The organism is Streptomyces sp. H27-C3 (assembly GCF_030063415.1).
Taxonomy (GTDB): Bacteria; Actinomycetota; Actinomycetes; order Streptomycetales; family Streptomycetaceae; genus Streptomyces.
On sequence record NZ_JASITA010000023.1, the window covers coordinates 77291 to 102841 of the forward strand.

Genomic DNA, 25551 nt, shown 5'->3' on the forward strand with positions numbered 1-25551 from the left:
GCAGAGCGGGAACCGGCCACGACTACCTCGCGCGTACGCCCGCGGATGCCGGCTTCTCGAACTTCTCGAAGTTTCTTCCGAAGGATTTCTCATGCTGATCCGCCGCCGGAACGGCGTTGGCCGTCCAGCGAAGCGCTGGACATGGAAAAACGTGTTCAAGGTGCTCACCAGCACCGGGGTGGCGGCTCGGGCCGCGCTGTTCGTCGTATTCACGGTGTTGGCGCTCTCGCTCTCCGCTCCACAGCCGGCGAAGGCGTTCATGGACACCTGTGACTGGGTGGACCAGAGCACCAATCAAAAGGCTGATATGCCGGGTGTCAGCGCGGAGAACATCTTTCCCTCGGTCCGGCAGTGGGACGGGAAAGGCGGTCTGGTCTCCGGAGCGGAGAAACTTCCCAAGGGAGCCGCTCAGTACACGCTGTACGAGCTGAACAGCATGCGGGGCCTCAACTGGGCTTCCACCCAGGTGAGCCAGAAGCAGGCCAAAGGCGACGACTCCGCCGAGGACGACGACTGCAGCATCCAGAACGACATCACCAACTCCATCGGCCAGATGATTTTCGATCTGAGCAAGGTCATGAGCCGCGCCGCGATCAGCGTGAAGGAGATCTCGTCCAACCCCAGCCCGCTGGCGGCTCTGTACGAGGAGACGGTCGAAGGCAAGGACAGCGTCGTCGATCGCCTCAACAACCGTGTGTTCAAGTTCGCCGTTCCCACGATGATCCTGCTCACCGGAATCTGGGTGTTCGGTAAATGGCGCAAGGGAGACATGCGTGAAGTCTGGGCGGGGGTGGGCTGGGCCGCTTTTGTGGTCGTCGCGGTATCCGGCTTCCTGGTCAACGGAAACTATGTGGCGGTGGTCGAGAAGGCGGACTCCGGCATCGCGCAGGGAAACGCAGTACTGACAGAGGCTGTTCTGGGCAGTGCGACGGGTCTCATGGAACCGCCCTGCGACCTCGGCGTGAACGCCACGCAGCGCGGAATGCGGGTCTCCAGCTGCGCGATGTACGACACGCTGGCGTTCCGCCCCTGGTCGATCGGTCAGTTCGGAGACCCGGGCAAGAAGCGAATAGCGTACAAGGGTGACGACAAATGCGACTTCGGGGGTCCGAGGAGATGTTCGGATCTCCGGGTGAAGCAGGTTGTCGCGCAGTCGGTGACGAATAAGGACTACTACTCCGGCGAGAAAGACATCACGGACAAGAAGGAGGACGAGTACGGCGATCTGCGCAAGTACATGGCCGATGACTTCTCCTCCGGCGACTACGACCAGTGGAGCGGGCGCAAGCCGGCGAGCCGTATCAGCATTGCCATTTACGCCCTGGTTGCCTCCGCCATCGTCGGACTCATGGTCATCGGCCTCAGCCTGCTGACTCTGCTCTGGCACGCGGTGACGCTCATCATGGTGATCCTGCTGCCATTGATCGCGTCGATATCTATCCATCCCACGCAGCAGAAACTGTTGCGGGGATGGTGGGAAACATTTGTGCACAGTTTTGTGCTGCGTGCCGGGTTCGGGGTAATTCTCACTGTGCTGCTGCTCTTCTACCAGGTGATTCTTCCGCTCCAGGTTCCACTGGGTATGCAACTGTTGATGCTGCTGCTGGTCACCGTGGCCGTTATCATGCTGCTCAAGAACCTGCTGTCCGGAAAGTTCAGCCCCAAGGTCGCGGGAGCCGAGGACGCGCTCGGTATTCGCGAGGCGGCGGAGACCGGCAGTAGCAAGCTGGTCGACAAGGGTCAGGGCGCGCCCGGCAAGGCACTCCAGGTGGGAGGCCGTGTCGCGGGCCGGACCGCGGCCGGGACCGTTCGAACGGCGGACAAGAAGCTGCTCGGCGGCAAGCTGGCGAAGGGCGGCTGGATCGACGTCAGCGCTCGTCAGAAGCGCAAGGACTCCTACGGGATAGCCAAGGCTCAGGGCGGCGGAGCAGCGAAGTCCAAGCAGCAGGGCCCGCTGAAGAAGCAGGTCCAGCCGGACTCGCCGGAACTGCCGGAGCAGCAGCAGGGGCAGCAGCCGGATCCCGAGGCCCAGCCCACGTCCCGGCGGCGGGTCAGTAGCTCCACCGGTCAGCAGCCGGCCCAGACCTCGGTGCCGACTCAGCCCCAGGGCCAACGGCCCGCGCCGCAACAGCCGTCGCCGCAGCAGCCGCAACCGCGGACGTATCCGACGCAACCACATCAGGCACAGCCACAGCCACATCAGCCGCAGCCACAAGCGCCCCAGCCGCCGAACAACCAGCCGCCGCCGAATCCGCCGAGGCCGAACGGCCGGGTCTCTTAGTGAGCGGCCCGGTGCCCTGTCCCACTTGTCACCCCGTACGAGCTGAGGAGCCGACCCCGTGGCAGCCCTGATCGCAGACCGCAGCCCGCAGGAGTTGGTCGCGGAGCTGTGGACGCTCACCGGTTTGGCCTGGGACACCGTGTGGCGCGGCGTGCCCGCGGACAAGGAGGAACGCGAACGCTGGTGTGCCGCGCTCGGCTGGCAGCCGCTGTGGTTCGAGGCGGGGCAGTACGTGCGGACGCGGCGGGGCGGTCGGCAGTATCTGGCCTCGGTCGCTCCGGGGCGGCCGGTGACCCGGGTCGAGTACACGGCCTGGGGGGTCCGGGCCGAGGCGGTGGAGGAGAACGCCGCGGTGACGGAACGGGCTGCGGTGCGTTGGTCCGGGTATCTGGCGGCCGTGCGGGAGGTGCTGGGCGAGTGCACCTGGTGCGGCGGCTGGGACGCGCCGGACTTCCCCGAGCTGCCGGGACGCGGACCTTGGTACAGCCCCGAGTGGCGTTTGGAACACGAGGCCCCGCATCGGGTCGCGACGTGGTCCTTCAGCACGCCCGGAGCGCCGCTGTTCGAGCTGACGATGCTGCTCGGCACAGGGAGTGCGGCGAGTCCGGCGCGCGCCGATGCGAGTATTTCTCTCGTCTGCCACGGTCCGGCGGATGCTGGGGACCGCGGACCGGTCTGGCTGCTGTGACATACGCACGTACGAGGAGAAGGCGGGAACACAATGCCCACATTGAGGATTGAGCGGTCACCGCAGGATTTGGCCGAAGAAGTGAAAGGGCTTGAGCACGTGGACTGGCCGGCCATCTGGGCCGGGCCGCCCAACCCCGGTCAGGCCCTCGACGACTGGTGCGCGATCTTCGGCTGGGTGCCCATCGGCGGCGATCGGGTACTGAGCGTGCGGTCGGCGACGGGCGGAAAGATGAGCCTGGATCCTGTCATCGACGGCGGCTGGAGTCCGGTCAAGAGCCTGGGCTGGACGACGTGGAGCATGGGAGCCGACACTTCCGACGAGAACGATTCTGTGCTGGAACGAGCCTGTGGGATCTGGCCCGCATACGTGGCAGCAATCCGGAGTGTCCTCGGCGAACCGGAGTTCTCGGGGGCGTGGGATGATCCCGCCTTCCCCGAACCGCTGAACGGTACGCACTGGCTTCCTTCCCGCGACACGCGGCTGCGGAGCCGTACGCCTTACCGGCTGGCGGTATGGAGGGACGCGAGTTCCGAAGGCCGAGTGACCGCCTTGGAGCTGCGAAGCGGCGGCGTCACACGCAGCGGGGTGGGCAAGCGAGGCGTAATGATCGACTTGGACTGCCATCCCCGGGACGCAGCATGAGCTCGGACCTGATACCCCTGTCGATCGGGGAACGGGCTAAACAGCTGCGAGACGCGGGCGGCGCTCCCTTGCGTGACGGGCAGGCGGAGCGGACGGCGGAGCGTCTCATCAAGACCGCCGACCGAGTGGGCATGGGCGTCGAGGAGTATGTCGTCGAGCGGGCTCGGCGGATGAAGGTCACCACAGCGAACCCCGATGTGAAATCGGCCTTCTGGTCCTACGGAGTGCCGCACCCGGACGTTCCGCCCAAGCAGATGTTGTCCAACGAATACGTCGCTGCCGCCTGGGCCGAGTCCGAAAACGCGAAAGTCGACGGCGCGGCGCGATATCTGGAAGGCACCCAGGGCGGCCAGGCGATGAGCAACCTGCACTTGTGGAACAGGGACGTCCATACGGCACTCGGCTTCGACAGGGAACAGGGTCAAGCCCTGGCCAGCAGCGCGTGGTCGGTCCTCTCCGAGAAGTACGCCGACACCGCGAAGGGCGAAGTCGCCGTCTTCGCCGAGCACGCCCACCCGCTCAGCGTGCTCTACAACACCGAGCTGCCCGCGCTGCGTGCCAACCCGGATGTCGGCGTGGACAACGTCAAGTTCGTGTACCCCCCGCCGCACGACTGGCCGGACGTCGCACGGGACGAGCTCGGGTCCGATGAGGTCCGCGCCCGAGCACAGGTCGCCGATCCTGCCAAACCGCTGCACATCAATCCCGAGGAGTATGCGGCCAGGCCCCCCGCCGAGCGCTCCGCTGTGTTGGACAACCTGGCCACGGACGTTGCCACAGCGGACAAGAACCACGTGCGGATCACGCCGCTGAGCGCGACGCCGAGCAAGGGCACAGCGACCGGCGCTGCGACGAGCGCTGTCACCAGCGCAGCTACCGGCCCTGCCGCACCGGGGCCCAGCGGGGCCGGCCCGAGTGCACCTGCTCCCCCCGCACCTGCTCCCCCCGCGCCGACTCCCGTATGGCAGGCGGGCTTCGCGCCCAAGCCGACAGCCGCCGCGAAGGGCACAGCTGCCGCACCCGCCGCCCCATCGGTGCCCACCGGGCCCGGCGTCGGCACAGCCGTGGGCGGGACGGGCATCTGATGGCCGGGGCGAACGCAGCGCGCGCCAAGAAGCGCCAGGTATCGGAGACGAAGGGCGTGGGCTCGGCCGGGGAGCGGGAGGACAGGCAGCGGAACAACCTGGGGGACAAACAGCGCAGGGCCGATCTCGCGCCCGCGCCGCCACGGCGATCGAAGTCGGCGGAAGGTAGCCCATCGCGCCCTCCCCTTCCCGACCTGTTGCGGCGCCTGGTCCGGCAGGAGCGTGAGGACACGCTCGCTGTCAAGCTGCTGCCCCGAGTCGTCTTCACGCTGGCCGCCGGGTACACGCTGTTCTATGTCGGATCGTCGAGCGCGTCCGCCTTCATTGGTGTGTGCCTGGTACTCGTCCTCGCTCTGGCCGGCTGGTTTCTGCGGCATCGCGGCCAGTTGGTACTCGCGCTCATCTCGACGCCGGTCACCCTCGCGCTCACCGGCTACATGGCGACAGTGGCCGAAGTCGCACGTGGCGGTCCGGGTGGTGCCATCACTGGCCAGGCCGTCTTCGGCTACTGGGCCCTCACGGGAATGGCGCTGCTGGGCGCGTGGATGCTCAAGGACCACCCCGGCAGGCGAGGGATCACCGTGGTGATCGCCGATGTGGTGCTGATCTTCGCGGCCTTCGTCGGCACGCTGTTCCCGGTGGTCGCCGTGCCGATCGGCTTCCTGGGAATTGTGGCTGTTCTGATGATTCGCGGCCGTGGATTCACCGCGATGCACCAGCGCACGAAGACGGTTCTGGCACTTCCGGCCCGCATCCGGGCCCGTATGGGAAAAGGCAGTTGACCAACCTCGTGAAGATAGCGAGTCGACTCTGTGTGGGCCATCGCGCGCGTTTGCTTCCACTTTGCGAGATCGAACGCTCGTACCATAGAGTCGCCCTGAGTGTAAGATCATCTCGGGGGATTTCATTCATGCGTACGGCCAGCCGTACGACGCTGTCTGCGTCGAGTTCTGCATCAGTTTCGCCAACGTCACTTCCATGCCAGCGCCGTGCGGACGTGTTCCAGCATCCGCTGTTGGAGAACCCGCCTGTCCAGGGGGAGAGTTCACCCTCCCGGACGCGGGCGTTCGACACCCTCGCCGGCGCCGCGCGAGAGATGTGCGCGTCCTGCCCGCTGTGGGCGGAGTGCCTCAGGGACGCCGTGCTGCACACCGATCCGTACGGCTACGCGGCGGCCACCACGGCCGACGACCGCCGGTGGATCCGCCGTGAGCTCCGGATGGGCGACCAGTACGGCGACTTGGGCTCCGCCGACGGCGAAGAGGTCACTCTCGGCGATCTGATGGCCGAGCAGCGGCGGCACCCCGACGCGAGTCAGCAGGAGATGGCCGTCCGCCTCGGGTGCAGCCGCAGTACCGTCTCGCGTCGGCTGGCGCTGATGCGCTCCCGGATGGACGACGACGCGGAGCGTTCGCGCCACGCCGGGTCGACTCAGCCCGAACTGGGCGCGATTCTCGACGCGTTCGACGCGTTGCAGGAGCATCTGGCCGCGGACCACGGGGTATCGGTACGCATCGGGAGCGCGCCGGTGAAATCTGGTTCGCTCGGAATCGGCCCGCTGAGTCGCTCCGGCAAGTCGCCCTGTAAGTCGTCCCATTCGCAATTGCAAGACCCGAACCGGGAATCCGCGGCAGTCGGGGCGGACGGGAAGATTTCGTTCTCCTTGGACGATCCCGCGATGGCCGTCAGGGAGGCCGTGCTGTGGCCGCTGCTGCGAGCCGCCGCCCCGGCCGCGCTCGGCGCCGAGCAGCTCGCCGCCATGCTCACCACCGTGCCGGGCAGCGGATTGACGGCCGAAGTGCTCGTCGGCATCCGGCAGGCGCGCCGAGTGGTCGAGTCGCTGCTCCCTGACACCGGCGAACCGCCGCCCCGCGCCGACAACGGCCTGATGGGCTCGGTCTCCGTCGCGTTGGCCACGAGCGATCCGGTGACCGCCCTCCAACAGGCGTTCCTGGAGCCGCTGCTGCGCAGCCTCGTCGGTTCGCTTGCCAACACGGAGACGGTCGTGACCATGCTGGCGGTGGTGCCGGGCAGCGGGATATCCGGCGCGCAGCTGGAGGCGATACGCGGGGCACGGCGGTCACTGGCGGCGCAACTGGTGGACGGGTGCGGGAACGTGGCCGAGGGCGTGGCCGAGGGCGAGGACCGGCATGACGGGGCGAGCGCGTCGGCCGGTGTCGTCCCCGCGACCGGAACGCCCGTCGGCAGCGCGCGCCCCCGCGTCCTCCTGAGCGGGGTTCCCGCGCAGCCGCCTCCCCTGAGCATCCGCGCGGCCGTCGAGCGGACCGTCGCCACCCTCGCCGAGCCGTTCACCGGCAAGGATGTGACGCACGAGGTCGGTGCGCGCCAGGAGTCCGCTCCGGGGCCGTACCGGGACCCGTCGAAGGCGGTCAGTAATGTGTTGTCCGCGATGGTCAAGGCGGGGCGGCTCAAGCGCCTCTCCCGAGGTACGTACGTACGCGTCGCCTGAGACGCGACCCCTGATTCGGTCCGCAACCTGGCCCGCTCCGGAAGGACAACCGCACAATGAGCGAGACGACCCGGCCCGCGGCGGCCCCCGCCCCCCACGGTGGGGCCTCGGTGCGAGTGTTCTCCCCGAACGCCGCGCTGATCGACGGGGTGCCCGTCACCGCGCCGCCCTTCGGGGACATCCAGGACGTCGTCCTCTCGATCCTCCAGCAGCGCGCGCAGCAGCTGGGCGCGCCGACGCCGGCGCTGATCACGGACGACCGGTTCGGGAGCGAGATCCGGATTCTGGTTCATCTCGACGGGGCGACGGAGTCGCTGGGGTAACTGGGCTAGCAGAGGGCTGACCGACTTCTCCCGCGCACGGAGCCCGGGAGCCCGCGCCGCTTCGTCCGCTGTGGCAACATCTCTTGCCAATACCGGAACCGGCTCCCACCGGGCAGGCTCGCACCGGAACAGGCTCGCACCGGAACAGCGAAGACTTGCGCCTGGGTCGCGGCGCCGACGTTGCTGCGTTCCATGGCGGTGATGAAGCGCTCCACCACGAAGCTGTCGAAGGTGTGCATCTTCCGCGAGCCGATCTCCGGATAGGCATGGGTGCGCATCCGGGACTCGGTCGCGGCCTTCGTGCTGCCGGTGAGACCACGCTTGCGGGCGAACCATGCCTTCGCGTACTCCTCGAAGCACATCTCGCCGAGGGTCTCCTGCTGTTCGGCGACACTCCTCGGCGTGGTTTTGCGGGCTGTGTAGAGCGCGGTCAGGCGTTCGATGGCGGCGTCCTGGTTGGGGAAGCCGGACTCCTCGGACTGCCTGCCTCGGGTGTTGCGGAAGCGGATGGTGTAGGGGTGCGGGCAGCCGGAGGGCCGGCGGCACTCGCAGGGCTTGAAGAAGCTCCCCATACCCCGCGCAAGCTTGTTCGACATGATGGTGACGGTCCCCTCTCCGGGTTCGGTCGCGACCGCGTAATCGGGCGTTGACCTGGGGTTATTGCTGACCTTTTGCTGACTCGTTGACCGGCACCAGGCGTCTGACCTGCATAAACCCTCAAGCGGGGCTATAACAGCCTGATCACGTGATGGCATCGGGACGCTCCGCACGTCATTCCGGCACCCCCACGCGTGCCATCATCGAGCTTCGATCGACCAGTGAATCCAAGTGGGGAGGGCGCGTGGCGATGGAAGCCGGCCCTCGTGACAGAGCACAGGAAGAACCGGAGCGGTTGAGCCCCGACGGGCCCGACGAGCAGGACGTGACCTCCGGCGCGCAAGTGGGACCCGAGGTCGAGGTCGAGCTCCGTCCGCAGCGACGTCTGCGGATCTGGCAGCTCGCACCGATCGTGGCCCTCGCCGCACTCGGCTCCCTGATGTTCGCCTTCCCCCTCGCCTTCGAGTTCGGCGACGGCGGCGCCGTCGTCGCCATGCTGGGCCTGCTGATCAGCGGCTGCGCCGCGGGCTGGGGCATGATGGCCGCCCGCCGCGTGGGGTACACCTGGCCCGGACTGCCTCCCAGGGAGTCGGGCAGGCGCCCGGACTGGCGGGTCGTCGCGCTCTACGTGGTCCTGTGCGTCGCCCTCGTCGCCCTCGCCGTCTGGCGTGTGGCCAGGCTCCGCTAGCGGGCTTCCGCCCTACCGGGCCACCGGGTGTCCACCCGGCCGGTCTGTCGTACCCGACCCGTACGATTGACGGCGTGAGCACTTCTCCGATCGCCTTCCTCAAGGGCCACGGGACCGAGAACGACTTCGTGATCGTCCCCGACCCGGACAACGCCATCGACCTGCCCGCCTCCGTCGTCGCGAAGCTGTGCGACCGCAGAGCCGGCATCGGCGGCGACGGTCTGCTGCACGTCGTACGGACCGCCGCGCACCCCGAGGCGCGCGCCATGGCGGCGCAGGCCGAGTGGTTCATGGACTACCGCAACGCGGACGGCTCGATCGCCGAGATGTGCGGCAACGGCGTCCGCGTCTTCGCCGGCTACCTCCAGCGCGCCGGACTGGTGGGCGAGGGCGGCCTGGAGGTCGCCACCCGGGGCGGCGTCAAGAACGTCCACATCGACAAGCGGGACGCGAGTGGCGAGCCCGGTCACATCACCGTCTCCATGGGCCGGGCCGACCTCCCCGATGGCGATGTCACCGTCGCCGTCGGCGGGCGCGATTGGCCCGCCCGCAACGTGAACATGGGCAATCCGCACGCCGTCGCGTTCGTCGACGACCTCGCCCACGCGGGAGACCTGTTCACCGCCCCGGCCTTCGGCCCCGCCTCCGCCTACCCGGACGGGGTCAATGTCGAGTTCGTCGTCGACCGCGGCCCGCGCCATGTCGCGATGCGGGTGCACGAGCGCGGCTCCGGCGAGACCCGGTCCTGCGGCACGGGCGCGTGCGCCGTGGCCGTCGCGGCGGCCCGCAGGGACGGCCAGGACCCCTCTGTGACGGGCACCCCCGTGACGTACACGGTGGATCTCCCCGGCGGGCGTTTGGTGATCACCGAGCGGCCGGACGGAGCCGTCGAGATGACCGGCCCCGCCGTGATCGTCGCCGAGGGCACCATCGACCCCGCCTGGCTCGACCTCGGCACCGTCGGCCGGATCGCTCCCGGCCCAAAGGAAACGGCTGTCGCATAAAGCTTCGCTCGAATGGGTGATCCGTTTCACGCTGGGCGAGAGCGGGTCTTCGCCGCGTGATGGGCTCGGTAGCATCAAGCACCGGCCCGGACGTGGGTCCACCCGTCCACCGCCGGTCGATTCTGCCGGAGGTGCCCCATGAGTGCAGAGGCCACCAACCCTGGTGCTCCCAGCCGCAGGCGCGGCCGTCCCAGGATCGATCTGCGCAGGCTCGGCCGTGTCGCCCTGCTGGGCCCGGTCTCGCGGGACCGGCTGCCCGACGCGATCGGCCATGTCGCGGAGGCCCATCGCGCGCACCATCCCGATGCCGACCTCTCCATCCTGCGCCGGGCCTACGTACTCGCTGAGACCTCGCACCGGGGGCAGATGCGCAAGAGCGGTGAGCCGTACATCACACATCCGCTCGCCGTGACCCTGATCCTCGCCGAACTCGGCGCCGAGACGACCACGTTGACCGCGGCGCTCCTGCACGACACCGTCGAGGACACCGATGTGACCCTCGACCAGGTACGGACGGGATTCGGTGAGGAGGTCTGTTTCCTCGTCGACGGGGTGACCAAACTGGAGAAGGTCGACTACGGTGCCGCCGCCGAGCCCGAGACCTTCCGCAAGATGCTCGTCTCCACCGGCAACGACGTCCGGGTCATGTCGATCAAGCTCGCCGACCGCCTGCACAACATGCGCACCCTCGGCGTGATGCGCCCCGAGAAGCAGGAACGCATCGCGAAGGTCACCCGCGACGTCCTGATCCCCCTCGCGGAACGGCTGGGCGTGCAGGCGCTCAAGACCGAGCTCGAGGACCTGTCCTTCGCGATCCTCCACCCCGACGAGTACGAGCACACCCGCGCCCTGATCGCCGCGGACGCTGCCGCAGGGGACCCGCTGGGCGTCATCGCGGAGAACGTCAGGACGGTGCTGCGCGAGGCGGACATCACCGCCGAAGTCCTCATCAGGCCACGGCACTTCGTCTCCGTCCACCGGGCCGGACTCAAACGCGGCGAATTGCGTGGCACGGACTTCGGACGGCTGCTCGTCCTCGTCGGCGAGGACGCCGACTGCTACGGGGTGCTCGGTGAGCTGCACACCTGCTTCACACCGGTGATCTCCGAGTTCAAGGACTTCATTGCCTCCCCCAAATTCAACCTCTACCAGTCGCTGCACACGGCGGTCGTCGGCCCGGAAGGGGAGGTCGCCGAAGTCCTCATCCGTACGCACCAGATGCACAAGGTCGCCGAGGCGGGCGTCGTCGCCCTGGGCAATCCGTACGCACAGACCGAGAGCGCCGAGCCCGCCGTCGAGGGCGAGCGCGCCGACCCCACCCGGCCCGGCTGGCTCTCCCGGCTCCTCGAGTGGCAGGAATCCACGCCCGACCCCGACACCTTCTGGACGTCGCTGAGGGCGGACCTGGCGGAGGACCGGGAGATCACCGTTTTCCGCGCGGACGGCGGCACGCTGGGGCTGCCCGCCGGCGCGAGCTGTGTGGACGCGGGGTACGCGCAGTACGGCGATGTGGCGCACGCGTGCATCGGGGCGCGGGTCAACGGCCGTCTGGCGACGCTCAGCACGGTGCTCAGTGACGGCGACACGGTGCAGCTGCTGCTCGCCCACGACAGCGGCTCGGGGCCATCGCCCGACTGGCTCGACCACGCCCGTACGCCCGCCGCACGCATCGCCATCACCGGCTGGCTCGCGGCACACGCGGACGACGAGCCGCCGACCGCCGCGGGACACCCCTCCGACCCCCGCACCGCACCGCAGGGCGCCGCCACGACCGGCCCGGGACCCACCGCCCCCGCGCTCCCCGGCCCGGTGCGTCGCGGCGCGGAGAACGCGGTGGTGGACCTGCCGGACACGACCGTGCGGCTCGCGGGCTGCTGCACGCCCGTACCGCCGGACGCAGTGACCGGCTTCGTGGTGCGCGGCGGCGTCGTCACCGTGCACCGCGAAGCGTGTCCCGCGGTGGGGCGGATGCAGGTGCGCGGCCGTGATCCCGTCCCGGTGCGCTGGCTGACCACCGGGGACTGCCGGGTGACCCTGGTCGCCGAGTCCTTCGGGCGCCCGGGGCTGCTCGCCGATCTCACCGAGGCCATCGCAACCGCCGGAGTGGCCGTCGTCTCGGCCACGGTCGAGCCGCCGACCGAGCAGCGCGTCAGGCACACGTACACCCTGCAACTGCCGGACGCCGCCGAGCTCCCCGGGCTGATGCGGGTGATGCGCGAGGTGCCGGGTGTCTACGACGTGAGCCGCGCCCAGCACCCGGCCACCGCCTGACCCGGGATCGGCGCTCTTTCGAGTGGGACCGACGCGCGTCGTCCCCCTCCGTGCGGTGCGCGCTGATAGCGATAGGCCATGCTGCTCACCTCCCGGCGCCTGCGTGGCGCCCTGCTGGCCGCCGCCTCGGTCACTCTCGTCGCGGCGACACTCCCCGCGCCCGCCCCCGCACCCGTACCCCTCGGCATCGGCGATCCGCTCTTCCCGCACCTGGGCAACCCCGGGTACGACGTCCTCTCGTACGACATCGCCTTCACCTACGGCGGCAGCAACAGCAAGCCACTGGACGCGGTGACGAAGATCGAGGCGCGGGCCCTGGAGCGTCTCGACCGGGTCAACCTCGACTTCGCGCGCGGCAAGGTCGAGGCCGTGGAGGTGAACGGGGAGAGCGCCACATTCGCATCGACCGGCGAGGACCTGGTCCTCACACCCGCCGAGCCGGTGGAGGAGGGGCGGTCGCTGCGGATCACCGTCCGGCACACCAGCGATCCGGCCCCCAAGGAGGAGGGGGACGGCGGCTGGGTGCGCACGGCCGACGGTCTGGCGATGGCCAACCAGGCCGACGCCGCCCACCGGGTCTTCCCGTGCAACGACCACCCCGCGGACAAGGCGTACTTCACCTTCCGCATCACCGCACCCAAGGGCCTGACGGCAGTGGCCAACGGTCTGCCGGCGGCCAGGACCCGGCCGGGCGCGAACGGCACCACCTGGGCGTACCGGACCGAGCACCCCATGGCCACCGAGCTCGCCCAGGTCTCGATCGGTCGCTCGACCGTGGTGCACCGGCAGGGGCCGCACGGGCTGCCCGTACGCGATGTCGTGCCGACCGCGGACCGCGCGCGGCTCGAACCGTGGCTCAAGAAGACACCGGGGCAGCTGGAGTGGATGGAGCGGCAGGTCGGCCGCTACCCCTTCGAGACGTACGGAATCCTCGTCGCCGACGTGGCCACCGGCTTCGAGCTGGAGACCCAGACGCTGTCGCTCTTCGAGCGGGCGCTGTTCACCCGGCCCGAGTACCCCGCCTGGTACGTCGACTCGGTCATGGTGCACGAGCTGGCGCACCAGTGGTTCGGCAACAGCGTCTCGCCGCGTACCTGGTCCGACCTGTGGCTCAACGAGGGACATGCCACCTGGTACGAGGCGCGGTACGCGGAGGAGCACGCCGAGAAGCCGCTGGAGACGAGGATGCGCCAGGCGTACGCGCGGTCCGACGAGTGGCGCGCAGCGGGCGGCCCGCCCGCGGCGCCCAAGCCCCCCGCGCCGGGACAGAAGATCAGCCTCTTCAGGCCCGTCGTCTACGACGGCAGCGCGCTGGTGCTCTACGCGCTGCGCGAGGAGATCGGGAATAAGACCTTCGAGCAGCTGGAGCGGCGCTGGGTGCGGACCCACCGCGACTCCACCGCGACGACGGCCGACTTCACCGCCCTCGCTTCGCAGCTCGCGGACCGGGACCTGTCCGGGTTCTTCCAGGAGTGGCTGTACGGGCAGAAGACACCGCCGATGCCCGGTCACCCGCAGTGGCGGAGCGGACCGAAGGTCTCACCCGCGCCGGTGCGGGCCGCGGCGCAGGGGCCGAAGCAGCACTGAGAGCGGGCCGGGGCAGGACCGGGGGCAGGGCCGAAACCCGCGTGACGGGCCCGGCCGGGCCGTGCCAGTATCTGTGGGCAGCGACCCGGCCGGGACGGCATGACTTGGGGATTCTTCGGGAATCTTCCAGGAACGTCACGCGTTGTGACTGCTGTAACGACTTCCCTATCGACGTAAGGATCCAATGACCTCCTCTTCCTCCCCTTCCAAGGAAACACAGGCAGACTCCGCCCCCGTCGGCGGCGCTGAGAGCCCCCGGGCCGACGCCCTGATGGAAGAGGACGTCGCCTGGAGCCACGAAATCGACGGAGAGCGCGACGGCGACCAGCTGGACCGCTCCGAGCGCGCCGCGCTGCGCCGCGTGGCAGGTCTCTCGACCGAGCTGCAGGACGTCACCGAGGTCGAGTACCGCCAGCTGCGCCTGGAGCGCGTCGTGCTGGTCGGTGTCTGGACCTCGGGGACCGCGACCGACGCGGACAACTCGATGGCGGAGCTGGCCGCACTCGCGGAGACCGCGGGCGCCCTGGTGCTCGACGGCCTCGTACAGCGCCGCGACAAGCCCGACCCGGCCACGTACATCGGCTCGGGCAAGGCCCAGGAGCTGCGCGACATCGTGCTCGAAACCGGGGCCGACACCGTCGTCTGCGACGGTGAACTCAGCCCCGGCCAGCTGATCCATCTGGAAGACGTCGTCAAGGTCAAGGTGGTGGACCGCACCGCCCTGATCCTCGACATCTTCGCCCAGCACGCCAAGTCCCGAGAGGGCAAGGCGCAGGTCGCGCTGGCACAGATGCAGTACATGATGCCGCGACTGCGCGGCTGGGGTCAGTCGCTGTCCCGGCAGATGGGCGGCGCCGGTGCCGGCGGCGGTGGCGGTATGGCCACCCGCGGTCCCGGTGAGACCAAGATCGAGACCGACCGGCGGCGGATTCGCGAGAAGATGGCGAAGATGCGCCGGGAGATCGCGGAGATGAAGACCGGCCGAGACATCAAGCGCCAGGAGCGCAAGCGCAACAAGGTGCCCTCGGTCGCCATCGCCGGATACACCAACGCGGGCAAGTCCTCGCTGCTCAACCGGCTCACCGGCGCGGGCGTCCTGGTGGAGAACTCGCTGTTCGCCACCCTCGACCCGACCGTGCGCCGGGCCGAGACGCCGAGCGGGCGCGTCTACACGCTCGCCGACACCGTCGGGTTCGTACGGCACCTGCCGCACCACCTCGTCGAGGCATTCCGTTCCACGATGGAGGAGGTCGGTGACTCCGACCTGATCCTGCACGTGGTGGACGGTTCGCACCCGGCGCCGGAGGAGCAGCTGGCCGCCGTGCGCGAAGTGATCCGTGAGGTCGGTGCACTGGATGTGCCCGAGATCGTGGTGATCAACAAGGCGGACGCGGCCGATCCGCTCGTGCTGCAGCGGCTGCTGCGCGTCGAGCGGCACGCGATCGCGGTATCGGCCCGTACGGGCGCGGGCATGGACGAGTTGCTGGCACTCATCGACTCCGAACTGCCGCGTCCCAAGGTCGAGATCGAGGCGCTCGTGCCGTACACGCAGGGCGGGCTCATCTCGCGTGCGCATGCCGAGGGCGAGGTGGTCTCCGAGGAGCATCTCGCGGAGGGCACGCTACTCAAGGCGCGGGTGCACGAGCAGCTGGCCGCGGACCTGGCTCCGTATGTGCCGGCGGCGACCGCCTGACACGACAGGCGCGCCACCGCACGACGCGGCAAGCAAGCACGAAGGTCCGCCCCCTCCGCGTGAGGGGGCGGACCTTCGTCGTGACGGCTACTTGTCGCCGTACTTCTCACTCATCGTCGTGAAGATCTGCTCGGCGCCCTGTAGTGCCGTGCGACTGTGCGTGCGGTGCGGTGACGCGTGTGGTTCCTGTGGCGGAAAAAGATGCCTTGTGCATGCCATGCAGGAGGTGGTCCGCTGCGACCGCCCCAACGCAGGCCCCCACTATGCCGGTTGCCTCCGGGGAGGAAGGCGTGGGGCCTCCCCTGGCCGAGCGAAGGGCCTCCGGCTGTGTGCTCCGAAGGCCCCTGGCGTGCTGTCACCCGCCGTACGGCAGGCTCCGCACGGGCCTACTGCCCCGCGTACTTCTTGCTGACCGCGTCGTAGATCCCCTTGGCCTCGTCGCCGAGGCGCGGCCCGGCGAGCCAGCCGGCCGTCACGGGCCCGATCGAGGTGTTGGACACCAGCGCAGGCTTGCCGTCCTGCCCCTGCGCCACCCAGCCGCCGCCGGACGAACCGCCGGTCATGGTGCAGCCGATGCGGTACATCGTCGGGGCGCCCGCCGTGACCGAAAGCCGGCCCGGCTTGTCGGCGCACTGGAGCATCTTCTGGCCGCCGTAGGGCGGAGCCGCCGGATAGCCGGTCGCCGTCATGTTCGCGATCTCCGGCACGGCCGGGGCGTTGAAGTCGACGGGGAGCGCGGAACCGACCGTCTCCTCCAGGGACTTGCCGCCGCCGCCCTTCTCCGGCGTCACATGCAGCACCGCGAAGTCGTACGGAGCACCGGCGCCGCCGGTCGGACCGCCCTGGGCGATCCACTGCTCGGAGGACTGTGCCCAGTCGCCCCACCACACACCGAGCGGAGCGACTTCGTTCTTGGGTACGCCCTGGAGCGCCGCGGCCGACTTGCCCGCGTCGTTGTAGGACGGGACGAAGGCGATGTTGCGGTACCAGCCGCCGTTCTTGCCGGCGTGCACACAGTGGCCTGCGGTCCACACCATGTTGGACTTGCCGGGGTGCGCCGGGTCCTGGACGACCGTGGCCGAGCAGACCATCGAGCCCTCGGGGCCGTCGAAGAAGACCTTGCCCGACGCGGGGGCACTCTTGCTGTACGGAGACGCCACCGGCTGCGCCTCGACCGGGGCGGGCGTCGGGTCGGTAACACCCTCGTCACCCGAAATATCGTTGTCCACCGGCTGCTTGTCGGGCTGCTCCGCGTCCCGCATGCGGTCCGGGTCCCACAGGTCCTCGATGATCGGGTTGATGTAGTCCTCGGCCTCGCGGAGCCAGTCGTCCTTGCTCCAGTCCTTCCAGGCCCCGCCCTTCCACTTGTCCATGTCGAAGCCCTGCTCCTTGAGCCGCTCCTTCAGATCGTCCGGAATCACGATCTTGTCGTCGCCGCCCAGGGTGGCGCTGGCAGAGGGCTCAGCAACCGCGTTGTCCTCGCTCGGCCCGCAGGCGGTGGCGGTCAGTGCGAGGGCGGCGGCGAGGCCGACGGCGGCCAGTACGGGGGAGGACCCGCGACGTGCGCTCCTCCCACGACGTGCTGTGAAGGTCGGGCGAATGGGTCGCATGTCGTGATCCCCCTGGGACTTCGAATTCGTCTGCTGTGAACACCGCGCACTCGTCGCTCACCCCGGCGGCGGAGCTCCGGGCCCCGAGTGCGGACCCCACTATGCCGGTGCCGATGGGGACGGCGTTCGGCAGGGCTTCGGTTCCGTCGGCGTAAGGATCTTCTGCTTGCCCGTGATCCAGCGCCGTCGCCGTCGTTGGTACGTACGGGGGATGCCGGGTCACTGTTCAGCCCTGCGGGGGCGACGGATCCGCGACACCCCGCGATGGAGTCGTCACCGCGGGAGGACCAACAGACGTGGCCGAGACCGAACCTGCTTCCGCGGTGCTGCCTGCCGCGCAGGAGGGCATTCTCAGACGTCAGTCGCTGCGTGAATCGGCGGCTCGCACCTATGCGCGCTCGCTGCCCATCGTTCCCGTACGCGCGCGAGGGCTGACGATCGAGGGAGCCGACGGGCGGCGCTACCTGGACTGTCTCTCGGGGGCCGGGACCCTGACGCTGGGGCACAACCACCCGGTGGTCCTGGAAGCGATCAAGAAGGTCATCGACTCCGGTGCCCCCTTGCACGTGCTGGACCTCGCCACGCCCGTGAAGGACGCCTTCATCACCGAACTGTTCGCGACGCTGCCGCGCGAACTGGCCGACAACGCGCGCGTGCAGTTCTGCGGTCCGGCGGGCACCGACGCGGTCGAGGCGGCGCTCAAGCTGGTCCGCACCGCGACCGGCCGCAGCGGACTGCTGGCTTTCACCGGCGCCTACCACGGCATGACGGCGGGGGCGCTCGACGCATCGGGCGGCGCGCAGGACGTGCGCGTGACCCGGCTGCCCTATCCGTACGACTACCGGTGCCCCTACGGCGTGGGCGGCGAGCGCGGCGCCGAGCTCTCGGCCCGCTGGACCGAGAGCCTCCTGGACGACCCCAAGGGCGGGGTGACTTCGCCGGCCGGAATGATCCTCGAACCGGTCCAGGGGGAGGGCGGTGTGATCCCCGCCCCCGACACCTGGCTGCGCAGGATGCGCGAGATCACGGCGGCCCGCTCCATCCCGCTGATCGCCGACGAGGTACAGACCGGGGTCGGCAGGACCGGCACCTTCTGGGCCGTCGAGCACAGCGGGGTGGTGCCGGACGTGATGGTGATGTCCAAGGCGATCGGCGGCAGCCTTCCGCTGGCCGTGCTGGTCTACCGGGCGGACCTCGACGTCTGGCCGCCGGGCGCCCACGCCGGGACGTTCCGCGGCAATCAGCTGGCCATGGCCGCGGGCGCGGCCACTCTGGCCTACGTCCGCGAGCACCGGCTCGCCGAGCGCGCCGGCGTCCTCGGCGCACGCATGCTCGGCCAGTTGCAGGGACTGGCCGCCGACCACCCCTGTATCGGGGATGTACGTGGCCGGGGGCTGATGATCGGCATCGAACTCGTCGACCCGGACGCGGCGGAGCGCACCGTCGCGGGGGTACCGCCGGCCGCCCCCGCACTGGCCGCCGCCGTCCAGCAGGAGTGCCTGGACCGCGGCCTCATCGTGGAACTCGGGGGCCGCCACTCCAGCGTCGTACGCCTGCTGCCCCCGCTGACCCTCACCGACGACCAGGCCGCCGCGGTGCTCGACCGCCTGGCCGATGCCCTGTCGGCCGCCGAGCGCTCCCCGCAGCGCCGGCAGCGGACCGGGCAGTCGCACTGAACCCGGACGAGCCCACAAGGAAGACCCCCTTGAACCCCACCTCCGCATCCGACGCGTCCGCGGCCGACAGCCGCCCCACCGCCCACGACCGGGGGCAGGGCGCACCGGGCACGCACAGCGGCCTCGCCGTCGATCAACCCACGGTCCCGCGGCAGGGCGGGGAAGGCCGCGGAGGGCAGCGCCCGGCGCGGCCCGACGCCCGCCCGGACACCGCCGACCCGTGCCGCCCGGACACCGCCGACCCGTGCCGCCCGGACACCGCCGACCCGTGCCGCCCGGACACCGCCGACCCGTGCCGCCCGGACACCGCCGACCCGTGCCGCCCGGACGTCCCCGACCTCCTCGACCATCCGGACCCGCACACCGCGGCGGAGGCGGCGGCCGTCGAGAACCTGCTGCGGTGCTGGGTCCGGGAGAACGGCCTCGCCAGGCCCGCGGGCCCCTCCTTGCGCATCCCGCTCGACGCCAGCGCCGGCGCACTGCTCGTCCCCGTCCGCTACTGGTCGGCCACCGGATGGCACCGCTTCGGCCTGCCGGACCTCGAAGGCGCACCGCAGGGCGCGCCGCCCGCCGACGCCGTCACGCTCGCCGCACTCCTCGGCCGCGAGGCTTCCCGGGGGGAGGACGTGCCGGGTGAGGGAGGGCTGTGCGGCGGGGCCGAACTCGTCGGCCGGGTCGCCGACTCGGTGCGGCGCACCGCCGACTTCATCGCCGACCGGCGCCACCGCCCGCAGCCCGCCGGCCACGAAGACCTCTTCCTCACCGCCGAGCAGTCCCTGTTCCTCGGGCACCCGCTGCACCCCACGCCCAAGAGCCGCGAGGGACTCTCGGAGTCGGAAACGCGTCTCTACTCACCCGAGTTGCGCGGCTCCTTCCCGCTGCACTGGATGGCCGTCGACCGCTCCGTGCTGGCCCAGGACTCGGCCTGGACCGAGCGCGGCCGCACCGTCACGGCCGGGCGGCTCACCGCCCGCCTCGCCGACGGGCTCCAACTGCCAGACAACACGGTTCCGTTGCCGCTACACCCCTGGCAGGCCCGGGATCTGTCGCACCGTCCAGGCGTCACCGCGCTCCTGGACGCGGGCCTCCTGCACGACCTCGGGCCGTACGGCGAGCACTGGCACCCCACCTCCTCGATCCGCACCGTGCACCGCCCCGGCGCCGCCGCCATGCTCAAGCTCTCGCTCGGCGTGCGCATCACCAACTCCCGCCGCGAGAACCTCCGCAAGGAACTCCACCGCGGCGTCGAGGTCCAGCGGCTGCTGCGCGGCGGGCTCTCCGCACAGTGGCGGGCCGCCCACCCCGCCTTCGACATCGTCCGCGACCCGGCCTGGCTCGCCGTCGACGCGACGGACGGCGTACCGGTCCCCGGACTCGACGTCCTGCTGCGCCACAACCCGTTCGGGCCCGGTGACGACGCCGTCTGCGTCGCGGCACTCACCGCACCGCGCCCCTGGCCGGGCCGGACCGGCATGCGCTCCCGGCTCGCCCACATCGTCGCCGGGCTCGCCGCCCGCACCGGCCGGTCCACCGGAGCCGTCGCCGCCGAGTGGTTCCTGCGCTACCTCGACCACGTCGTACGTCCGATTCTCTGGCTGGACGGCTTCGCGGGCATCGCCCTGGAGGCCCACCAGCAGAACACCCTGGTGCTCCTGGACACGGACGGCTGGCCCATCGGCGGCCGCTACCGCGACAACCAGGGCTACTACTTCCGTGAGTCCCGCCGGGCCGCGCTCGAACAACGCCTGCCCGGCATCGGCGCCACCAGCGACACCTTCGTGACCGACGCCGTCGCCGACGAACGCTTCGCCTACTACCTGGGCATCAACAACATCCTCGGCCTGATCGGCGCCTTCGGCGCCCAGCGCCTGGCCGAAGAGAGCGTGCTCATCGCCGCCCTCCGCCAGTTCCTCGGGAAGAACACCGCCCTCGGCTCCTCGCTGCCCGCGCACCTTCTGGAGACCCCCGGCCTGCGCTGCAAGGCCAACCTGCTGACCCGACTGCACGGCCTCGACGAGCTGGTCGGTCCGGTCGACACCCAGTCCGTCTACGTCACCGTCGCCAACCCCCTTCGCACCTGAAGGACATGACCCACCCGAACTGCTGAGAGGAGCGTCGCCGTGCCTCCCACCGATGCGAGCACCGACGCCGGAACCAACGCCGCTCCCCGTGCCGGATCCAGCACTGAGGACACCCTCGACCTGAGGCTGCCCGACGAGCTCATCGCGCTGTTCGGCGAGGACGAGCCGAGGACCCGCGCCCTTCCCGGACCGGACACCCTTCCCGCCACCCGCGTCGCACCCGGGTTCCGCACGGGCACGGGTTCCCAGCAGGCCGGCGACGACCTCCTCGACTCCCCGGCCGACTGGGGCCCGGTCACCACCCCCGTCGGCGTCCTGCGGCTCGTCCCCGTACGCGTGGAGCGGGACCTGCCGATCATCGCCCGGTGGATGAACGACCCCGCTGTCGCGGCGTTCTGGGACCTGGCGGGCACGGACGACGCCACCGTGGCCCATCTGCGCGGCCGGCTCGACGGGGACGGGCGCAGCGCTCCCTGCCTCGGCGTACTGGACGGCGTACCCATGAGCTACTGGGAGATCTACCGCGCCGACCTCGATCCGCTGGCCCGGCACTACCCGGCCCGCCCCCACGACACCGGGATCCAACTCCTCGTCGGCGGCGTCGCCGACCGAGGGCGGGGCATCGGCACCGCCCTCCTGAGAGCCGTCGCCGACCTCGTTCTCGACCGACGCCCCTCCTGCGCCCGGGTCGTCGCCGAGCCGGCCCTGCGCAACACCCCGTCCGTCGCCGCTTTCCTCGGGGCAGGGTTCCGCTTCGCGGCGGAAGTCGACCTTCCCGGCAAACGGGCCGCCCTGATGATCCGCGACCGTGCCCTGCGAAAGCAGTTGTGATCGAATCGCCTTCGAACGACTCATCACCTCTCCTGCGCCGCTCGCCCCAAAAGGGTTCCATCCAGAGGAGTTCCCGTGCCGAACCCCGCCGTCGCCCATGACTTCGAGGAGCCGCCCCCGCTGCTGGCCCCGCCCGAACTGAACCCGGGCACCTGGGACGTGGCCGCCCGCCGCCTCCTGGCCAAGATGCTCGGCGAGTTCGCGTACGAGGAGATCATCGAGCCGGTCCCGCAGTCCGCACCGCACACCGGGCCCGACCCCGCCGCGGCCGGATCCCAGGACCACGGCCGGATACTCCCGAGTCACACCCTCCCGCTCGACGACGGCGGAATCCTTTCCTTCCGGGCCCGGCGCGGGTCCTACGACAGCTGGACCGTCGACCCGGACACGATCGAACTGCGCGAGTGCGCCGACGACCTCGCGGGCCGCCCCTTCGGTGACCCCCTGCGCTTCCTCGTCCTCGCCCGCCGCCTCCTGGGCCTCGACGGGGCCACCCTCGGCCACCTTGTCGGAGAAGTGAGCGCCACCCTCGCCGCCGACGCCCGCCTCGACCACACCGCGCTCCCCGCGACCCGGCTCGCCGACCTCGGATACGCGGAGCTGGAGGGCCACCAGACCGGCCACCCCTGGCTCGTCCTCAACAAGGGCCGCATCGGCTTCTCCGCCACCGACACCGCCCACTGGTCGCCCGAGGCGCGCAGGCCGGCCAAGCTCCCCTGGATCGCGGTGAGTACCGACCTGGCCGCCTATCGCGGAGTGTCCTCACTCGCCACCCCCGAGCAGCTCTACGCCGGCGAACTGGACGCCGCTACAGTGGAGTTGTTCGCATCCGCCCTCAGGTCACGCGGTCTGGATCCGCAGCGCTACCTCTATCTTCCCGTGCACCCCTGGCAGTGGGACGAGGTGGTCCTGTCGCTCTTCGCCCCCGCGGTCGCGCAGGGCGACATCGTGCCGCTGCCCACCGACGGCGACGTACGGCTGCCCCAGCAGTCCATCCGTACGTTTCTCAATACGAGCCGACCCGACCGGCACACGGTCAAGCTGCCGCTCGCCATCCTCAACACCCTGGTCTGGCGCGGACTGCCCACCGAGCGAACCCTGGCGGCGCCCGCCGTCACCGCCTGGGTCCACTCACTGCGCGACAGTGACGCCTTCCTGCGTGAAGAATGCCGGGTGATCCTTCTCGGCGAGGTCGCATCGGTCGCCGTCGAGCACCCGCTGTACGACGGCCTGCCCGAAGTCCCGTACCAGTACAAGGAATTGCTCGGCGCGATCTGGCGCGAACCGCTCACTGGCCGGCTGGCACCCGGCGAACGCGCCCGCACGCTGGCCTCCCTGCTGCTCACGGACCCGCAGGGGCGTGCCTTCACCGCGGAGCTCGTCACACGCTCGGGTCTCACCCCCGAGGCATGGCTGAAGCGACTCCTCTCGGCGCTGCTGCCGGCGCTGCTGCACTTCCTCTACCGCTACGGCACCGTCTTCTCCCCGCACGGCGAGAACGCCATCGTCGTCTTCGACGAGCAGGACGTTCCCGTCCGGCTCGCGATCAAGGACTTCGTCGACGACGTGAACGTCAGCGGACAGCCGCTGCCCGAGCACGCCTCCATGCCCGACGACGTACGCGAGGTGCTGCTCACCGAGCCTCCCGGCTTTCTCACCCAGTTCATCCACTCGGGTCTCTTCGTGGGCGTCTTCCGCTATCTCGCACCCTTGTACGAGGCGCAGCTCGGCCTGCCCGAGGACGAATTCTGGTCACTCGTACGGGCCGAAATCCTGCGCTACCAGGCGCGCTTTCCCGAGCTCAAGGAGCGCTACGAGATGTTCGACCTGCTCACCCCCCGGATCGAACGTCTCTGCCTCAACCGCAATCGCCTGCACCTCGACGGTTACCGTGACCGGCCCGAGCGCCCGCACGCGGCCGTGCACGGCACCGTTCCCAACCCCCTCCACCTCTCCTGATGCGCACGGCAGGTGTGATCCGGGCTGTCAGTGGTGCCCCGTAGGGTGGTCGAGCTATGACGAAGCCCTCACTCCCCGAGCTCCTCCATGCCGCCGTGACCGCCGTCGGCGGCACGGAGCGGCCCGGCCAGGTCACCATGTCCGAAGCCGTTGCCGGAGCCATCGACGACCATTCCCATCTGCTGGTCCAGGCCGGCACCGGCACCGGCAAGTCCCTCGGATACCTGGTCCCGGCCCTGGCGCACGGCGAGCGCGTCGTGGTGGCCACGGCGACGCTTGCCCTCCAGCGCCAGCTCGTGGAGCGCGATCTGCCGCGGACGGTCGACGCGCTGCATCCGCTGCTGCGCCGCCGTCCCGAGTTCGCCATGCTCAAGGGACGCTCGAACTACCTGTGTCTGCACCGGCTCCGGGAGGGCGTCCCGCAGGAGGAGGAGGACGGCCTCTTCGACCAGTTCGAGGCGGCCGCGCCCACCAGCAAGCTCGGTCAGGACCTGTTGCGCATGCGCGACTGGGCGGACGAGACCGAGACGGGGGACCGCGACGACCTGACACCGGGTGTCTCGGACCGCGCCTGGGGCCAGATCTCGGTCTCGTCACGGGAGTGCCTCGGCGCGACGAAGTGCGCCTACGGGGCCGAGTGCTTCGCCGAGGCCGCCCGCGAGCGCGCCAAGCTCGCCGATGTCGTCGTCACCAACCACGCACTCCTCGCCATCGACGCCATCGAGGGCGCCCCGGTCCTGCCGCAGCACGAGGTGCTGATCGTCGACGAGGCGCACGAGCTGGTCTCGCGGGTCACCGGTGTGGCCACCGGTGAGCTCACCCCGGGGCAGGTCAACCGTGCGGTGCGAAGGGCGGCCAAGCTGGTCGACGAGAAGGTCGCCGACTCCCTGCAGACTGCCGCGGAGTCCTTCGAGCGGCTGATGGAGCTGGCGCTCCCCGGCCGCCTGGAAGAGGTCCCCGAAGACCTCGGGTACGCGTTGATGGCGCTGCGGGACGCCGCCCGTAACGTCATCTCGGCCCTCGGCAACACCCGGGACAAGTCCGTCCAGGACGAGGACGCCGTACGCAAGCAGGCCCGCGCCGCCGTCGAGACGATCCACGGCGTCGCCGAGCGTATCTGCAACGGCTCGGAGTGGGACGTCGTCTGGTACGAGCGGCACGACCGCTTCGGCGCCTCGCTGCGGGTCGCGCCGCTCTCTGTGTCGGGGCTGCTGCGCGAGAAGCTCTTCACCGAGCGCTCCGTCGTCCTCACCTCGGCCACGCTCAAGCTCGGCGGTGACTTCAACGGGGTGGGCGCCTCGCTCGGCCTGGCACCGGAAGGCACCGAAGGGGAGGACGTTCCGGTCTGGAAGGGCCTCGACGTCGGCTCGCCGTTCGACTATCCGAAGCAGGGAATCCTGTATGTCGCACGCCATCTGTCGACGCCGGGTCGCGAAGGCTCGCGCGGGGACATGATGGAGGAGCTGGCCGAGCTGGTCGAGGCCGCGGGCGGTCGCACGCTGGGGCTCTTCTCCTCGATGCGCGCGGCCCAGGCCGCTGCCGAGGAACTCCGCGGCAAGCTCGACAAGCCGATCCTGCTCCAGGGCGAGGAGACGCTGGGCGAGCTGATCAAGAACTTCGCCGCCGATCCGGAGACCTGCCTGTTCGGCACGCTCTCGCTGTGGCAGGGCGTCGATGTCCCGGGCCCGAGCTGCCAGCTCGTGATCATGGACCGGATCCCGTTCCCGCGCCCGGACGACCCGCTGATGAGCGCCCGCCAGAAGGCGGTCGAGGAGGGCGGGGGCAATGGCTTCATGGCCGTCGCGGCGACTCATGCCGCGCTGCTGATGGCCCAGGGGTCCGGGCGGCTCGTGCGGGCCACGGGCGACCGCGGCGTCGTCGCGGTGCTCGATCCGCGGCTGGCCAACGCCCGCTACGGCAGTTACCTCCGGGCCTCACTGCCCGATTTTTGGTACACCACGGACCGCAATCAGGTCCGCCGGTCGCTCTCCGCGATCGACGCCAAGGCCAAAGCGGAGGGCCTGTAGGCGCCGCAGCGCGCCATGAGGGCACAAAGCAGGGC

Annotated in this window: 19 protein-coding genes; 17 read left to right on the forward strand and 2 right to left on the reverse strand. The window is 70.2% G+C overall.

The features are described 5' to 3' along the window. Positions 1-91: 91 nt before the first annotated feature. The 7 genes from QMK30_RS22795 (at position 92) to QMK30_RS22825 (ending at position 7492) form a co-directional block, all read left to right on the forward strand. Complete coding sequence (locus QMK30_RS22795; RefSeq protein ID WP_283520148.1) at positions 92-2281, forward strand: hypothetical protein; 2190 nt, start codon at positions 92-94, stop codon at positions 2279-2281. 58 nt (positions 2282-2339) lie between these two features. After that, on the forward strand, positions 2340-2969 hold the full coding sequence (locus QMK30_RS22800) for a hypothetical protein (RefSeq protein ID WP_283520149.1): 630 nt from the start codon (positions 2340-2342) through the stop codon (positions 2967-2969). Between the two features lie 99 nt (positions 2970-3068). Beyond that, on the forward strand, positions 3069-3614 hold the full coding sequence (locus tag QMK30_RS22805; RefSeq protein ID WP_283520150.1) for a hypothetical protein: 546 nt from the start codon (positions 3069-3071) through the stop codon (positions 3612-3614). Then, entirely contained in the window at positions 3611-4699 is a 1089-nt protein-coding gene (locus tag QMK30_RS22810) for a hypothetical protein (RefSeq protein WP_283520151.1), read from the forward strand. The genes QMK30_RS22805 and QMK30_RS22810 overlap by 4 nt, the downstream gene beginning before the upstream one ends. Continuing rightward, positions 4699-5481, forward strand: a complete 783-nt coding sequence (locus tag QMK30_RS22815) for a hypothetical protein (protein ID WP_283520152.1) — start codon at positions 4699-4701, stop codon at positions 5479-5481. Before QMK30_RS22810 ends, QMK30_RS22815 begins: the two co-directional genes overlap by 1 nt. A gap of 233 nt (positions 5482-5714) precedes the next feature. Continuing rightward, a complete protein-coding gene (locus QMK30_RS22820; protein ID WP_283520153.1) occupies positions 5715-7169 on the forward strand; it encodes a WhiB family transcriptional regulator in 1455 nt (484 codons plus the stop codon). Positions 7170-7225: 56 nt separating this feature from the next. Continuing rightward, positions 7226-7492 (forward strand): hypothetical protein, encoded by a 267-nt coding sequence (locus tag QMK30_RS22825; RefSeq protein ID WP_283520154.1) that lies wholly within the window; start codon positions 7226-7228, stop codon positions 7490-7492. A gap of 5 nt (positions 7493-7497) precedes the next feature. On the opposite strand, the gene QMK30_RS22830 is transcribed toward QMK30_RS22825, so the two are convergent. Then, positions 7498-8088, reverse strand: a complete 591-nt coding sequence (locus tag QMK30_RS22830) for a hypothetical protein (RefSeq protein ID WP_283520155.1) — start codon at positions 8086-8088, stop codon at positions 7498-7500. Positions 8089-8339: 251 nt separating this feature from the next. On the opposite strand from QMK30_RS22830, the gene QMK30_RS22835 reads away from it, so the two are divergent. From QMK30_RS22835 to hflX, 5 genes are all read left to right on the forward strand, one after another. Beyond that, positions 8340-8777, forward strand: a complete 438-nt coding sequence (locus QMK30_RS22835) for a hypothetical protein (RefSeq protein ID WP_283520182.1) — start codon at positions 8340-8342, stop codon at positions 8775-8777. 74 nt (positions 8778-8851) lie between these two features. Next, positions 8852-9781, forward strand: coding sequence for a diaminopimelate epimerase (dapF, locus tag QMK30_RS22840; protein ID WP_283520156.1), 930 nt, complete (start codon positions 8852-8854; stop codon positions 9779-9781). A gap of 138 nt (positions 9782-9919) precedes the next feature. Further along, a complete protein-coding gene (locus QMK30_RS22845) occupies positions 9920-12052 on the forward strand; it encodes a RelA/SpoT family protein (RefSeq protein WP_283520157.1) in 2133 nt (710 codons plus the stop codon). A gap of 78 nt (positions 12053-12130) precedes the next feature. After that, a complete protein-coding gene (locus QMK30_RS22850) occupies positions 12131-13639 on the forward strand; it encodes a M1 family metallopeptidase (RefSeq protein ID WP_283520158.1) in 1509 nt (502 codons plus the stop codon). 184 nt (positions 13640-13823) lie between these two features. Continuing rightward, positions 13824-15332 (forward strand): GTPase HflX, encoded by a 1509-nt coding sequence (gene hflX, locus QMK30_RS22855; RefSeq protein WP_283520159.1) that lies wholly within the window; start codon positions 13824-13826, stop codon positions 15330-15332. Between the two features lie 386 nt (positions 15333-15718). Here hflX and QMK30_RS22860 read toward each other — a convergent pair whose 3' ends face one another. Further along, on the reverse strand, positions 15719-16942 hold the full coding sequence (locus tag QMK30_RS22860; RefSeq protein ID WP_283520160.1) for a trypsin-like serine peptidase: 1224 nt from the start codon (positions 16940-16942) through the stop codon (positions 15719-15721). A 296-nt stretch (positions 16943-17238) separates the two neighbouring features. Here QMK30_RS22860 and QMK30_RS22865 point away from each other — a divergent pair, with 296 nt between their 5' ends. The 5 genes from QMK30_RS22865 (at position 17239) to QMK30_RS22885 (ending at position 25516) form a co-directional block, all read left to right on the forward strand. Beyond that, positions 17239-18618 (forward strand): diaminobutyrate--2-oxoglutarate transaminase family protein, encoded by a 1380-nt coding sequence (locus tag QMK30_RS22865; protein WP_283520161.1) that lies wholly within the window; start codon positions 17239-17241, stop codon positions 18616-18618. Between the two features lie 29 nt (positions 18619-18647). Beyond that, positions 18648-20699 (forward strand): IucA/IucC family protein, encoded by a 2052-nt coding sequence (locus QMK30_RS22870; RefSeq protein ID WP_283520162.1) that lies wholly within the window; start codon positions 18648-18650, stop codon positions 20697-20699. Between the two features lie 39 nt (positions 20700-20738). Continuing rightward, the gene (locus QMK30_RS22875; RefSeq protein ID WP_283520163.1) at positions 20739-21530 is read left to right on the forward strand and encodes a GNAT family N-acetyltransferase; all 792 of its coding nucleotides are present in this window, start codon (positions 20739-20741) and stop codon (positions 21528-21530) included. A 75-nt stretch (positions 21531-21605) separates the two neighbouring features. Then, on the forward strand, positions 21606-23489 hold the full coding sequence (locus QMK30_RS22880; protein ID WP_283520164.1) for an IucA/IucC family protein: 1884 nt from the start codon (positions 21606-21608) through the stop codon (positions 23487-23489). A 56-nt stretch (positions 23490-23545) separates the two neighbouring features. Then, on the forward strand, positions 23546-25516 hold the full coding sequence (locus QMK30_RS22885) for an ATP-dependent DNA helicase (RefSeq protein WP_283520165.1): 1971 nt from the start codon (positions 23546-23548) through the stop codon (positions 25514-25516). The last annotated feature ends 35 nt before the right edge of the window (positions 25517-25551 follow it).